The 13,185-nt window shown below is 68.9% G+C and carries 13 protein-coding genes; 8 read left to right on the top strand and 5 right to left on the bottom strand.

The window, feature by feature from the left end:
* Entirely contained in the window at nucleotides 1–288 is a 288-nt protein-coding gene (locus VIM54_RS06430) for a putative quinol monooxygenase (RefSeq protein WP_331899940.1), read from the top strand.
* A 9-nt stretch (nucleotides 289–297) separates the two neighbouring features.
* On the opposite strand, the gene VIM54_RS06425 is transcribed toward VIM54_RS06430, so the two are convergent.
* Together VIM54_RS06425 and VIM54_RS06420 are read right to left on the bottom strand one after the other, a co-directional pair.
* Entirely contained in the window at nucleotides 298–837 is a 540-nt protein-coding gene (locus VIM54_RS06425; RefSeq protein ID WP_331899939.1) for a DUF6226 family protein, read from the bottom strand.
* A gap of 34 nt (nucleotides 838–871) precedes the next feature.
* Nucleotides 872–1,303, bottom strand: coding sequence for a hypothetical protein (locus VIM54_RS06420; RefSeq protein WP_331899938.1), 432 nt, complete (start codon nucleotides 1,301–1,303; stop codon nucleotides 872–874).
* Between the two features lie 158 nt (nucleotides 1,304–1,461).
* On the opposite strand from VIM54_RS06420, the gene VIM54_RS06415 reads away from it, so the two are divergent.
* Nucleotides 1,462–2,283, top strand: coding sequence for a DUF4433 domain-containing protein (locus tag VIM54_RS06415; RefSeq protein WP_331899937.1), 822 nt, complete (start codon nucleotides 1,462–1,464; stop codon nucleotides 2,281–2,283).
* A 22-nt stretch (nucleotides 2,284–2,305) separates the two neighbouring features.
* Here VIM54_RS06415 and VIM54_RS06410 read toward each other — a convergent pair whose 3' ends face one another.
* Nucleotides 2,306–2,668, bottom strand: coding sequence for a hypothetical protein (locus tag VIM54_RS06410; protein WP_331899936.1), 363 nt, complete (start codon nucleotides 2,666–2,668; stop codon nucleotides 2,306–2,308).
* Between the two features lie 22 nt (nucleotides 2,669–2,690).
* Entirely contained in the window at nucleotides 2,691–6,140 is a 3,450-nt protein-coding gene (locus tag VIM54_RS06405; RefSeq protein ID WP_331899935.1) for a DEAD/DEAH box helicase, read from the bottom strand.
* Nucleotides 6,141–6,306: 166 nt separating this feature from the next.
* Between VIM54_RS06405 and VIM54_RS06400 the strand changes: the two genes are divergently transcribed.
* The 5 genes from VIM54_RS06400 to VIM54_RS06380 all read left to right on the top strand — a co-directional run bounded on the left by VIM54_RS06400 (nucleotide 6,307) and on the right by VIM54_RS06380 (nucleotide 11,982).
* Nucleotides 6,307–7,674 carry a class I SAM-dependent DNA methyltransferase gene (locus VIM54_RS06400; protein ID WP_331899934.1) on the top strand — a complete coding sequence of 456 codons (1,368 nt, stop codon included), beginning with the start codon at nucleotides 6,307–6,309 and terminating at the stop codon, nucleotides 7,672–7,674.
* The gene (locus tag VIM54_RS06395) at nucleotides 7,671–8,825 is read left to right on the top strand and encodes a restriction endonuclease subunit S (protein WP_331899933.1); all 1,155 of its coding nucleotides are present in this window, start codon (nucleotides 7,671–7,673) and stop codon (nucleotides 8,823–8,825) included. The genes VIM54_RS06400 and VIM54_RS06395 overlap by 4 nt, the downstream gene beginning before the upstream one ends.
* Nucleotides 8,826–8,907: 82 nt before the next feature.
* Nucleotides 8,908–9,603, top strand: a complete 696-nt coding sequence (locus VIM54_RS06390) for an endonuclease/exonuclease/phosphatase family protein (protein ID WP_331899932.1) — start codon at nucleotides 8,908–8,910, stop codon at nucleotides 9,601–9,603.
* A gap of 97 nt (nucleotides 9,604–9,700) precedes the next feature.
* Nucleotides 9,701–11,143, top strand: a complete 1,443-nt coding sequence (locus VIM54_RS06385; RefSeq protein WP_414673188.1) for a gluconate:H+ symporter — start codon at nucleotides 9,701–9,703, stop codon at nucleotides 11,141–11,143.
* Between the two features lie 14 nt (nucleotides 11,144–11,157).
* On the top strand, nucleotides 11,158–11,982 hold the full coding sequence (locus VIM54_RS06380) for an EI24 domain-containing protein (protein WP_331899931.1): 825 nt from the start codon (nucleotides 11,158–11,160) through the stop codon (nucleotides 11,980–11,982).
* Here the strand turns inward: VIM54_RS06380 and VIM54_RS06375 are convergent.
* Entirely contained in the window at nucleotides 11,957–12,526 is a 570-nt protein-coding gene (locus VIM54_RS06375; RefSeq protein ID WP_331899930.1) for a hypothetical protein, read from the bottom strand. The two genes, VIM54_RS06380 and VIM54_RS06375, sit on opposite strands and share 26 nt — an antisense overlap.
* Nucleotides 12,527–12,660: 134 nt before the next feature.
* Here VIM54_RS06375 and VIM54_RS06370 point away from each other — a divergent pair, with 134 nt between their 5' ends.
* Nucleotides 12,661–13,128 carry a methyltransferase family protein gene (locus VIM54_RS06370; RefSeq protein WP_331899929.1) on the top strand — a complete coding sequence of 156 codons (468 nt, stop codon included), beginning with the start codon at nucleotides 12,661–12,663 and terminating at the stop codon, nucleotides 13,126–13,128.
* Nucleotides 13,129–13,185: the final 57 nt, after the last annotated feature.

The following is a 13,185-nucleotide window of genomic DNA, read 5'->3' as shown; positions in this document are numbered from 1 at the left end:
ATGTTCCTCGCAATCGCCCAGTACACGATCGCCGAAGGCAACGAGACCGCCGTACTCGTGCATGTCGCCGAACTCGAGTCGGCGAGCCGAACGGAGCCGGGATGCCTCGCATTCGACGCGTACGTCAAGGTGGGCAGCGACCGCCGACTGGTGCTCATCGAGCGCTACCGATCGGAGGCCGACTTCGGCCTGCACCGCGAGACGGAACACTTCGCGCGGCTCGTGCTCGGGCAGATCGTGCCCCTCCTGGAGCAGCGCAGCGTCGAGAGCTGGGTGCTGCCCGACTAGCGTCCCCGACTATCCAGCGCCGGCTATCCCCCGGCGACTATCCCGCGGCGGCCACGGCGCCCAGCCGCCCGGCGACGCCGCGAGCACGGTGCATGCCTCGGCGACGAGTTCCAGGGGGAATTGGCCGCTGTGGCACTCCCCGAACTGCCACCCGTTGGCATGGCGCAGCGAGAAGCTCACCATGCTGCCGTCCACCGTCTCCGTATAGCCACCGTTCACGATCGTGAGGATCAGGTCCTCCAACTGTCCGACGAGGCTCGCCGCATCCGCCTGAGCGTGGCCGCCCAGGGGCGGGAAGCAGAACTCGTGCAGCACCCCGGCGCGCACGATCACCCCTGGCGCGTTCGTGAAGGCGAGAAGAACTGAGGCGGCGCGCGGCTCGGCCGGCACGACCTGCACGGCCTCGCTCACCGTCGCTCCCTCGTGGCGGTAGCCCGGCAGCGGGAACACGGTCACGTCGTACTCCGACGCGAGGCGGTCCAGCAGCCGGCGGGCGGCGACATGCAGGGGCTCGAGCCAGTCGATGGTTGGTCGTGTGTTCTCGGGCATGCTCCGAGTGTATTGATGGTGCGGGCCGGGGGAGCTACCGGCTGCCGATCACCGCATCCGGCACCTCGCGCAGGAAGATCTCCACGGTCTTCGGGCCGACGCCCGCGAGGGCGTCGAGCCACTCGCTGAGTTCCTTGCGCGAGCCAGACGTCTTCACCATGGCGCTCACCGAGCCGTATTGGCGCTTCACGGTGGCCATCACCTCATGCAACTCGTCGGTCATCAGATAGTCGAAGCGGGCGTAATGACCCTCGTCGAGCAGGGCGCGCAGTTGCTCCCGGTCATAGTCCGCGAAGCGGTCCAGGGTGGTGAGCCCATGCGCGATGAGCACCCGCCAGGTCTCGGCCGCGACCTCCTGCCTGATCGGCCGACCGAAGAGCAGGCTCGCCAGAAACCAGCGGAAGAGGGCGTCCGCCTCGGCGTGCGTCACGTCGATTCCGAGGTCGGCCGCGGTCAGGTGTGCCATGGCATCCCTCCAATCTCGCGGTAATCGCACAGTACGCCCCGCTCGAATCCAAGGAAAGAGGGCATTCGTGGCCACTTTGGGCGAATTGTGTGTCGAATTGCACGTAACGTGGACAGGTAGCGCTCGAGCGGGGCGCCGCGATTACGAAGGGTTCAGCCTTGGCCGACGAATGTATTCATGGATTGGATGCCGGCCTCTGCGACCAGTGCTATCCGAAACCGGCCCCCGAGGTCCAGGTTGTCGTCGCCACCAGCACGCGCACTCCCACCCGGCCGAAGCTCTCCTCCCGCGCCGCGCCGCGCCGCACGCTGGCTCCGCGCCGGCTGTCGACCACTCCGCTCGACGACGTGGGCGAGCAGCGCATCTACCACGTCACCCACATGAGCAACCTGGCCGGAATCCTCGGCAGCGGCATCCTGTCCGACCTGAGCGAGGCGTGGGAATCGCGCCCCGTCGTGGACATTTCATCGGCCGACGCTCGCGAGTCCCGCCGCAGCACCCTCGTCGCCGGTTCGGAGGGTCCGAGCGTCGCCCACTACGTGCCGTTCGTGCTGTCTCCGAACGCGAGCATCTGGCAGAGCATCCGCACAGGGGTCGCCGACCCGCGCCTGTCTGCCGACATCGCCGACACCGCGCCGTCGGACTTCGTGCTGCTCGTGACCACGGTCAAGAAGGTGATCGACAGCGAGGCAGACTCCGCCGTGACCGACGGTGACGCGGCGCACGTGCTCACCCGGTTCGGATCCACCCCGGAGGCGGCGGAGCGGATGCTGCGCCGCCTGCGCGCTGACGAAGACTCGATCCTGCACGCCGAATACCTCGTGCGCGACGCTGTGCCGTTCGAGCTTGTCACCCTCATCGGAGTGGCGAACGACAAGGCGCGGGATGCCGTCAAGGCCATCCTCAAGGCCTCGCCGACGAAGCCCAAGGTCGCCGTGTACCCGCCGTGGTTCCAGCCGGTGGACGACGACGCGGTCTGATCGTCTCTCGCGGGCTGGCGCCCTAGGCTTTCTCGTCCACGATCCCCACGAACCGGCTGCCGATCCCGTCGATCTCCCGGCGGTGCACGGTCGGCGCGGGTGGCGGCAGCTCCTCCGCGAGGTGGAAATCACAGCTCAGGTAGGTGAAGGCAGGCCACCACTTCTTGGGGCGCGCCGCCTCAGTGAACCCGCAGACGTCGCACTTCAGCTGAACCCAGACCGGCTTCTTGCCGGTGCGGTTGGCGCGCGACTGCTGCAGCCAGGCCGGCGGGTTCGACTCGATCTCGGCGAACTCCGCATCGTTCAACTTCGACGGGATGCCGTGCCGGTGCGCCATCTCGAGGGGGATATCCAGCCGCAGGGCGGCTTCACGTCTCGTAATCATGTCCCTCAACGATAGGCGCAGCTCAGCCATCGAGCAGGCCGCGGATGTCCTCGGCCGTGAGGGCCGTTGAGAACATGGCGTCGTCATCCATCACCGCGTCGAACAGCGCCGCCTTGCGGTCGCGCAGCGCCATCACCTTCTCCTCGATCGTGCCCGTCGAGACGAGACGGTAGACGTTCACGGAGCGGGTCTGGCCGATGCGATGCGTGCGGTCGACGGCCTGGGACTCGGTCGCCGGGTTCCACCACGGGTCGAGCAGGAACACGTAGTCGGCCTCGGTGAGGTTGAGCCCGAATCCGCCGGCCTTGAGGCTGATTAGGAACACCGGGGCGTCACCGGTCTTGAACCGGGCGATCACCTCCGGGCGGTGGAGTGTCGACCCGTCGAGGTATTCGTGTCGGATGCCGGCGGCGTCCAACCGCTCGGCTGCCCGGCCGAGGAACGAGGTGAACTGGCTGAAGATGAGGGCTCGATGGCCCTCGGCCACCACGTCCTCGAGCTGTTCGAGCAGTGCGTCCAGCTTGGACGAGGCGATGTCGGCGTATTTCTCGTCGACGAGCGAGGCGTCGAGGCTCAGCATCCTCAGCAGGGTCAGCGATCGGAACACGATGAAGCGGTTGCGGTCGAGGTCCTCGATGAGCCCGAGCAGCTTCTGGCGCTCCTTCTGCAAAAAGGTGTCGTAGAGCTTGCGATGCCGCGGGGCAAGGTCGATGCGCAGCACCTGCTCCTGCTTGGCCGGGAGCTCGGTGGCGACGAGCTCCTTCGTGCGCCTCATCATGAGCGGACGGATGCGACGCCGTAGCCGCGCCAACCGCTCGGCCGCGTGGGCGGAGGCCTCGGCCTCGGTGACGGAGACCGCGAACCGGGCACCGCGGCCGCCCGCGGCCGCGCCACCGGGCTTGCCGCTGCCGGGCTTGCCGCTGATCGGGCGCACGTACTCGTCGTCGAACCGCCGCCCGGAGGCGAAGAGTCCGGGGGCGACGATGGCGAAGAGCGACCACAGGTCGGTGAGGCTGTTTTCCATCGGTGTGCCGGTGATCGCGAGCTTGAACGGCGCCCTCAGTTCCACGGCGCACCCGTGTGCCTTCGAGGCATGATTCTTCACGAACTGCGCCTCGTCGAGGATCAGGCCGCCCCAGTCGATGGCCTGGTAGGCCTCGAAGTCGAGCCGGAAGAGGGCATATGAGGTGACCACGACGTGCGCGCGGCGCCCGTCCGGGCCCGTCACCAGCCCCGCGATCGACGTCCGGCTCTTCGACTCGGTCGCCGTCACGGCGTGCACCGCGAGCCCGGGGGTGAACCGGCCGGCCTCGGTCACCCAGTTGGAGACCACCGAGGTGGGCGCCACCACGAGAAACGGCCGAGGTTCCTCCTCGCGACTGTCAACATCCTGACGTTTCCCGAGAGCATGCTCCATGAGCGCGAGTGCCTGGAGGGTCTTGCCGAGGCCCATATCGTCGGCGAGAATCCCGCCGAGCCGGTGCCGCCAGAGGAACGCGAGCCAGTTGAAACCGTCCTGCTGGTACGGCCGCAGCGTGGCGTTCACGCCGGCGGGGAGCGGGGTGGCCTCCACCGACTCGACGGCGAGCAGACCGGCGGCGGCCTCCCGCCAGGTGACGGCCTGTTCCGTCTCGTCGGCGAGGTCCTCGAAGTCGGCCCAGAGGCTCGCCTGGTAGCGGCTGATACGCAGGCCGGTCTCCCACTCGGCGAGGGCACTCGCCTCCTCGATGAGTAGCTTGAGGTCGTCGAACACGGGCTGGTCGAGCGAGAGGTAGGAGTTATCAACGAGGAGGAGCTTCTTCTGGCCCTTCGACAGTGCCTTGAACAGTGTGGTGAACGGAACGTCCCGCCCCTCGACCGTGACGTACACGCCGAGGTCGAACCAGTCCCGCTTGTCGGTCTCGACCGTCTTCACGATGAGCTTCGGCGCGTCGGTAAGCTCCCGGTAGTCCGGCCGCTCGCCGACGGTCTCGATCATCACTCCCTCCGTCGCCTCGATCGCGGGAAGCACGGTGTCGGCGAATTCTGCGGCGGCGAGCCCCTGCAGCGTGGTGGTCGGCTCGAGGGTCCCCGCGAGGCGCTCGACCCGCTCGAGGATCCCGGCCTGGTCATCGTCGAGGGCGCCCGCCCGCAGCGCGCTGCGGGCTCCGTCGTACTGCCACGCCCACTCAAGGCGCACTGTCTGTTTTGGCGTGAAAGTGACCGTGAGCAGCAGGGCCGGGCGGGCCAGCTCGGGAAGCGTCACCGAGTCGTCCACGCTCGTCACCTCGAGCCGCCGGCGAAGTCGGGGGTAGAAGTCACGCAGGAACTCGTCCACGTCGGCCCGCGGCACGACGAGCCCCTCGGCCTGGCCGAGCAGCCGTCGCTGTTCGGGCCCGATTGCGCGTTCGGTCGGTGCAAGCGTGAACGTCCACGGCGCGAGACCCCAGGCGTAGATCCCGTGGTCGCCGATGGTGGCCGCAGCGGAGACCGGATGCCGCTCCCCGTCGATCGTGAACACGGTCGCGAGCCGCAGATCGCCCGCGTGGTCGTCCGTGCTCGCATCGATGCTCAGGTCGGCGCGGGCGCCGACCGTGACGGAGACGTCCTTCTTGCTTCCCACCAGCGCGATACCGATCTCGCGGGCGTCGTCGAGCAGGCGCCAGAGCAGCGGGCTCTGAAAGTCGTCCAGGTAGAGCCAGTCGGCCTCCTGCCCGCTGTAGGTCTCGCGGGTGGCGCGGTGCAGGGCCGCGAACTGAGCGAACCAGAGCTGCTGGCCCGGCTCGAGTTCGAGTCGATTGCTGAGATAGGCGAGGGAGTTCCAGGTGATGTTCGACCGCACCCAGTTGCCGGTCTTGCTCCGGATCACCGGGCGCACACCGAGCCGATGGGTCGCCTTCGGGCCCACGGCCGCCCCGGCCGGTCTCGCGGTCGGGCCGTTCCAGCGGCTGCGGGATCGGGGCAGTTGCTCACGGAGTTCGAATTGGAGGGCCATCGGCGTGTGCGCCGCCCCGGCACGGGGCGACGAGGGGGCGGAAGCGCCCGCGAGGCTGGACAACGCGATCTTCCAGGCCGGCGACCCGGCGGCCAGTGTGCCATCGGCTGCACCGGCGTCTGCACCGGCGTCTGCGTCTGCGTCTGCGCTGGCGAGTCCGCTCGCGACCTGCACCTGGTCGAGCCGGCGCACCTGCGCGGCGTTATTCACCAGCAGCGCCGCCGCAACGTGCTTGCAGTCGACGTCCACCGGGCAGCTGCAGATGCTGCTCGTTGGCCGCAACCGCCCGCCCGGGGTCGGCGCAAGCAGCACGCTGCACTGGTACGGGTGCGGCCTCGTGCCCCGCACCGTCCCGGTGAGAATGCCGGCCTCCGCGTCCCAGTGGGTCTCGACGACGGCGCCGAGCCTGGCGTAGCCCTGCCCGCGCTGAAACGCGTTGGTTCCGACGAGGCGGATGATGTCGCTCACGTCCACGAGCGGAGCGGCTTCGGACGGCATCCGCCAATCGTCTCATGTGCCTCCGACCGCCCGGAGCGCTGATGCCGGCCCGCGGGGGCGCCCACCCCGTTCTGGGACTGCCCCCGGGCACCCGCATCCGGTTACGTTTGACAGGCTGGCACTCGACACAGCGCCCGGAGCCTAAAGGAACCCGAAATTGTTCGCAGTGGAACTCACCGCCCACGTGGATGAGGTTCTGCACGCCTTCGAACAGGCCGGAGTCGTGGATCCGCTCGAGGCGATCGAACAGATCACCAGCCTGCTCGACGATCGCGCCAGCGGCACCTCGGCGTTCCGCGGCGCGAAGCTTCGCTCCGAGGTCGTGGAGCTTCTCGACAGCGCGCCGATGAGTGACCGCGCGACCCAGGAGCGCGTCTACGAGTACCTCCTCGGCAAGCTCGGCGCGCCCGGGACGTCGACCGCCGCCCCGACGCCGCGCCACATCGTCTCGCTCATGGTGGAGATGACCGCCCCGACGCCGACCGACACCATCATCGACCCGACGGTCGGCACCGCGGGCTTCCTGGTGGCCGCGGGCGACTATCTGCGCGATCACCACCCCAGGATCTGGCTCGACACCGGCCTGCGCGACCACTTCAACAACACCGCCTTCACCGGCGTCGACACCGACGCGGCACTGTGCAGCATCGCGCGGATGAACCTCCGACTTCACGGAGTGCAGAACCCCGAGATCCTGCACCGCGACTCGCTCGGGGAGGAGGGTGGCGCCGGGCGGTATTCGCTCGTCGTCGCGAACCCGCCGATCGGCGGAACCCGCGACCTCGCTCCCGCCGCGAAGCAACTGCTCTCCGTCGTCAAGACCAGAAAGACCGACCTGCTGTTCGTCGCCCACAGCCTCCGCCTGTTGAGCGACGGTGGCCGCGCGGCGATCATCGTGCCGGATGCCGTGCTGTTCGGCACGACGAAGGCGCACAAAGACCTGAGGCGCACGCTCGTGGACGAGCACTCCCTGGAGGCCGTGGTGCGCCTCCCGGCCGGTGTTCTCCGGCCGGGCTCCCACCAGTCGGCGGCCACGCAGTCGGTGTCGATCCTGCTCGTTCGCCAGGGCGCCGTCACCCGGAACGTCTGGTTCTACGACGTGCGGGCGGACGGATTCACCGCCGACGAGAAGCGCCTGCCATGCGAGTCGAGTGACCTGCCAGACCTTCTGGCCCGTTGGCAGGCTCTTTCCTCGCGGGCGGCGGCCTCCGCCACGGGCACCGCCCAAGCACCGGGATCGGTGCCTGCCGTCTCGGTGCTCGCCGTCTCGGTGCCTTTCGTCTCCGAGGCCGAACGTGCACGCACTGCTCAGTCCTTTCTCGTGCCGCGCGAGGAGATTGCGGAGCACGACTACGACCTCACCTTCAACCGCTATCGCGTTGTCCCCGCTGAGCACGTCGTGCACCGCTCGCCCAACGACATCCTCATCGACATCGCTCGGCTCGAACTGCAGATCCAACAGGCCTCGGCTGCCCTCGCGCGATCGTTGAGCGGGCAACCGGAGCTCATGGCCCAGCCAGGCACCTGGCGATGAGCACCGCGTTGCGGCTCGTCGACGTCACCGACGTCGTCGAGCCGTCGGTACCGGACCCCGGTTCGCTCGAGTTCGTGTTCATCGACCTCGGGTCAGTGGACGCGGTCACCAAGCTCGTCGCCTTCCCGAAACGGATTCTCGTTTCCGCGGCGCCGGCCCGCGCCCGGCAACGCCTGCGAAGCGGTGACGTGCTCGTCTCGACCGTGCGGCCCGGACTCAACGGCGTGGCATCCGTCTCCCCGCCGCTCGAGGGCGCGATGGCCTCGACCGCGTTCTCGGTGCTTCGGCCGAGGCCGGAACTCGTCGACGACCGCTACCTGTTCCACTGGGTGCAGGCGCCCTCGTTCGTGGCCGAGATGACGCGGCTCGCCACCGGCGGCGGAACTCCGGTCGTCTCCGATCTTCAGGTACGGGCGTCGTCGATTCCGGTTCCACCGCTGCCCGACCAACGGCGCATGGCGGCCGTTCTCGACCAGTCCGACCAGCTGCGCCACGAGAGGCGGAGCGCGATCGCGCTCCTCGACGAACTGGTCGACGCGCTCCTTCTGGATCTGCTGGAATCCACCGAGCGGGTGGGTCGGCTCGGGGACCTGATCGAGTCCGCGACCCCGGGTTCCCCGGTGAAGTCGGGCGCCGAGGTTGCGGTGCCGCTCATCCGTGGATCCAACATTCTCGAGGGCGAACTCGACCTGCCCGGCCTCGGCGTGCCCGACCGCGACGTGCACGGCCTCGACCCGGCCGACCCCGATTCGGCCGAACTGAACCGGTTCCTGGTGCGGAACGGCGACGTGCTCTTTTGCCGAACCGGCAGCGCCACCACGCTCGCGAAGGCGGCGGTCTTTCGCGGTGACGCGGCGGCGTACGGCGCCCCGTTGCTCCGGCTGCGGCCCCTTGTGGCGGACGCTGGCGACTTCCTTGCCGCCTACCTCAACGGCGCCCAGGGGAAGACGTCCCTCCGATCTCTGGGTTCGATCACCGCGAAGAGCCTGGTGTCGATGCCGACTCCCATCCCAACTGCCTCGGCACTCACGGAATTCTCGGGTCGGCTGCACGACATCCGCCTGGCGCGGGCAAGCGAACGCCTCCAGTCGGCCAGGCTCGACGAGTTGCAGACGTCGCTGCAGTTTCGTGCGTTCAACGGTCGGCTCTGAGGGTTTCCCCTCCGGGTCGGCGCGGCACGCCGACTGACCTTAGGCTGGAATGTCGCAACATCGATCCCGGGGCAGGTCACGAGTGCAGGTCATCAGTTACAACCTCCGCAAGAACCGCGCGAGCACCGAGCTCGCCGCTCTCGCGGCCGATTTCGAGCCCGACGTGTTGTGCCTCCAGGAGGCGGATACGACGGCGCTCCCGTCGGATCTTGGCGCGCTTCATCTGGCCGATTCGACCCTTCGGAACCGTCTCGGGCTCGCGCTCTACTATCGGGAAGACCGCTTCACCGCGGTGAAGACCCAGGCCTTCGAATTGAAGAAGTCCCTGCACGACCGCCTGCTGAGGCCCGCGCACGAGCGGCTCATCGCCACCAGGCTCGTCGACACTGCAGCCAAGCGGGAGCTCGTGGTCGCCTCCTTCCACGCCGCTCCGCTCACCGCGCTCAATTCCTTGCGCCGGCACCAGATCGCCGCCGCCCACGAGCAGTTGCGGGTGCTCGGCCCCAACCTGCCCACCCTCATGGTGGGCGACTACAACTATCCGCTCTTCAAGAATCACCTCAACGAGCGGATGCTCGAGTCCGGCTACGACCTCACCCTCAGCGACCGGCGCACGTACACCCGCTACAAGTTTTTCCGCGGGCACTTCGACCTGGCGACGTCGATCGGCCTCACGATCGACAACGTCACCACCCTCCCGCGCGGCACGTCCGACCACCTTCCCATTCTGGTCACCGCCTCTTACAGCGCGGATGCCCCGGTCGTCGCCGCGGGATGACACGCCTCAAATGAGGCGTAGTGTCTAACGTCGGGTGGGGGTCGAACAGGATCCCGCTGCGAGACCACGACCACCGGGGGGATTCACCGTGAGCATCATCCAACGTGCAGCAGTCACCAGCCAACACCTCGCGGCGGCGGTGAATCCGGCGGACCAACCCTGGACGGCACACGACACCCAGGTTCTCGTGGTGGCCGCGATCGGCATCGCGATCGTCGTTCTGCTCATCGTGGCGGCGAAGTTCCACGCGTTCCTGGCCCTCACCATCGGGGCGCTCTTCGTGGGAATCGCCTCCGGCATCGCCCTCGACAAGATCACCCTTTCGTTTGAGACCGGCGTCGGAGGGGTGCTCGGCTACGTCGGCGTGCTCATCGCCCTCGGCGCCATGCTCGGCAAACTGCTCGCCGATTCCGGAGGCGCCGACCGTGTCGTCGACACCCTGCTGCGGGGCAAGCCGGCCACCCTGCCCTGGAAGATGGCCCTCATCGCGTCGATCATCGGCATCCCGATGTTCTTCGAGATCGGTCTCGTGCTGCTGATCCCGATCGTGATGCTCGCCGTGCACCGCGTCAAGGGACCGGCGATGCGCCTCGGCATTCCGGCGCTGGCCGGCCTGAGCGTGCTCCACGGCTTCATCCCGCCGCACCCCGGACCCCTCGCCGCGATCGGAATCCTGCACGCGAACGTCGGGATCACGCTCGCCCTCGGCCTGCTCGTTGCCATTCCGGCCGTGATCGTCGCCGGACCGTTGTTTGGTCGACTCGCCGCGCGCTGGGTGCCGATCGGCGCGGCCGGCGCCGCCCTCGCGGTCACCGGCGGCTCGACGAGCGGGGACGGCAGGCCAGGGCGGGCTCAGGATTCGGATGCCACCCGTACGCCGTCCTTCGCTCTCACCCTCGTCACCCTGCTGTCGCCGCTCGTGCTCATGCTCGTCAAGGCGGCCGCGGACATCTGGCTGCCAGCCGGCTCCGGCATCCGCCCGTTCCTCGACTTCGTGGGCGACCCGGTGTTCGCGCTGCTCTTCGCCGTGCTGCTCGCCATGGTCACCTTCGGAACGAGCGTGGGCTTCAGCGCGGCGACGCTCAGCACCAAGATCGGCCAGAGCCTGCTGCCCATCGTCGGGGTGATCTTCATCGTCGGCGCCGGCGGGGGTTTCAAGCAGATGCTCGTGGACGGCGGCACCGGCACCGCGATCGCCAAGATCGCGATCGCCACCAACGTGTCGGTGCTCGTACTGGGCTGGATTGTCGCGGCGCTCATCCGACTTGCCACCGGGTCCGCGACCGTCGCGACCGTCACCGCGGCGGGGATCGTCGCGCCTCTCGCGGCCGGCCTCTCGCCCGCGCACCTCGCGCTGCTCGTGCTCGCGATCGGGGCCGGGTCGCTCATCTTCTCCCACGTGAACGACGCGGGGTTCTGGCTGGTGAAGGAGTACTTCGGTCTCACCGTCGGCCAGACCCTCAAGACCTGGTCAGTGATGGAGACGATCATTTCCGTCGTCGGGCTCGCCGTCGTGTTGCTGCTCTCGGTTCTGCTCTAGCGAGGCGCCGGATCATGGGCGCCGCGCGGCGATTCGGCACCGGGGTGGGCTACCTCGGCGCCGGACTCCGACTCTGGGTGACGTCGCCCCGGCTCATGCTGCTCGGGGCGATCCCGGCGTTCATCGTCGGAATCGTCTACGCCGCGGCGTTCGTGCTCTTCCTGGTGAACCTCGACTCGATCGCCGCCTGGGCGGTCCCGTTCGCCACCCAGTGGGGCGAACCGTGGCGCACGGCGACGCGCGTGGTCGCGGCGGCGGCGCTCGTCGGCGGGCTGGCGTTCGCGGCCGTCTTCACCTTCGCCGCGGTGACCCTCGCGGTGGGCGACCCGTTCTACGAGAAGATCTGGCGCGCGACGGAGCGGACACTGGGGGAGGAGCCGGCAGACCTCCACGAGCCGGCCTGGCGCGCTGCCGCGCGCGGCATCGGCAGCGGCATCCGCCTGTTCGGGCTCACCGTCGCCGTGGGCGCGCTGCTCTTCGCCTGCGGCTTCATCCCGGTGGTCGGCCAGACCGTGGTTCCCGTGCTCGGGGCGCTCCTCGGCGGCTGGATCCTGGCGCTCGAGCTCACCGGGTTCGCCTTCGATGCCCGCGGACAGCGTCTGGGTCAGCGCCGCCGAGCGCTCGGGGCGAACCGGGCCGCCGCCCTTGGCTTCGGCATCCCCATCTACCTGCTGTTCCTGGTGCCGTTCGCCGCCGTGGTGATCATGCCGGCGGCCGTTGCCGGGGCCACCCTGCTCGCGCGCGGCGCGCTGGACCGCGAGCCTCTCACGAGTCGCCAGCAGCCCAGGAGCCCGGCGCAGCCCGCGATCGCGGCTACGAACCCAGGGCCTCCACAATGAACTGCGCGCGCTCCCAGTAGCGGTCGTAGTGATGCGGGTCGTCGTTCACCTGCACCGCGTGAGCGGCCTGGCCCGGCGTCATGTTCTTCCAGCCGGGGATGCTCACGAGCTTCTTGAAGAAATTGAGGGCCGAGGTGTGCGGGTCCATCCGGTCGGCGAGGGTGCCCCAGGCGCCGTTGTCGCGTTGCTGGAAGAGGCCGCGGCTGTCGACCCCGGCCGCGTCGCCGTGATCGAGGACGCGGAGTCCGGATTCGCCCATCGCGGTCATCACTCCGATGGCCTGAGTGTGCCGTCCGATGCCGAGTGAGCGCGCGGCGGCGATGATCTGCGCCGCGTTCACGAGGCGGTCCTGGCAGTAGCCGGCCACCGGGCCGGCCGGCACGGAGATGTCCCGCACCTTGATCGTGGCGGCCGAGGGGCAGACGGGGGCGGATGCCGTGCTCCAGATCCGCGCGAAGATCGCTGGCGCGAAGACGGCGGTCCCGGCCACCGCCGCGGCGAGGATTCCGGCGAGCACGACGAGGAGCGTGATCCCCTTGCGCATTCGCATCACCCTCTTCGAGCCGCTCGAATCGCGCCGCTCGGCACGCTCGACGGCCGCCGTCGAAAACACAGCGTAGCGAATTTGGCTTGGCCGTACCTTGTAGAACACCGCCCGGCACGGCGTATCCTCGACCGATGAGACGTGCGCTCGCGTTCGGCCTGGTGTTTGCGCAGTTCGTGCTGCTTGCCGCGCTGGTCTTCGTGCCGCACGGCACGGTCTGGCCGGTCAACGGCCTCATCGTCGCGGCCACGGTCGTGCTCGGCGCGACCGGCGTGCTGCTCGCCGGGCTTGGCCTGGTCGGTCTCGGCCCCGCACTCACGGCGAGCCCGATTCCGCGCGAGAACGCGCCTTTCGTCACCGGCGGCGTCTACGGCCTGGTGCGCAATCCGATCTACACCGGCCTCATTGCGGGCGGCGCCGGCCTGGTGCTGCTCGGCGCCTCCGTGTGGCACATCGTCGCGTGGGTTCTGCTGGTGCTGCTCCTGTCGTCCAAGACTCGCTGGGAGGAGCGGATGCTCCTGGCCGAACACCCGGAATTCGCCGAGTACGCGAGGCGCGTCGGCCGGTTCCTGCCGGGCATCGGCCGGCTGCGAAAAAGATAGTCACGGCCAGCGCCCGCCCCGCGAACTCTCGTCGCCCCCCGCCCGTCCCGACCGCGC

Source organism: Lacisediminihabitans sp. (assembly GCF_036569425.1).
Lineage (GTDB): Bacteria > Actinomycetota > Actinomycetes > Actinomycetales > Microbacteriaceae > Lacisediminihabitans.
The sequence above is the reverse complement of the archived record's forward strand: the minus strand, read 5'-3'. Positions and strand labels throughout refer to the sequence as shown.

Coding starts and splice junctions, on each gene's coding strand:
- VIM54_RS06430 (WP_331899940.1), top strand. CDS start 1: ATGTTCCTCGCAATCGCCCAGTACACGATCGCCGAAGGCAACGAGACC.
- VIM54_RS06425 (WP_331899939.1), bottom strand. CDS start 837: ATGCCCGAGAACACACGACCAACCATCGACTGGCTCGAGCCCCTGCAT.
- VIM54_RS06420 (WP_331899938.1), bottom strand. CDS start 1,303: ATGGCACACCTGACCGCGGCCGACCTCGGAATCGACGTGACGCACGCC.
- VIM54_RS06410 (WP_331899936.1), bottom strand. CDS start 2,668: ATGATTACGAGACGTGAAGCCGCCCTGCGGCTGGATATCCCCCTCGAG.
- VIM54_RS06405 (WP_331899935.1), bottom strand. CDS start 6,140: ATGCCGTCCGAAGCCGCTCCGCTCGTGGACGTGAGCGACATCATCCGC.
- VIM54_RS06395 (WP_331899933.1), top strand. CDS start 7,671: ATGAGCACCGCGTTGCGGCTCGTCGACGTCACCGACGTCGTCGAGCCG.
- VIM54_RS06380 (WP_331899931.1), top strand. CDS start 11,158: ATGGGCGCCGCGCGGCGATTCGGCACCGGGGTGGGCTACCTCGGCGCC.
- VIM54_RS06375 (WP_331899930.1), bottom strand. CDS start 12,526: ATGCGCAAGGGGATCACGCTCCTCGTCGTGCTCGCCGGAATCCTCGCC.
- VIM54_RS06370 (WP_331899929.1), top strand. CDS start 12,661: ATGAGACGTGCGCTCGCGTTCGGCCTGGTGTTTGCGCAGTTCGTGCTG.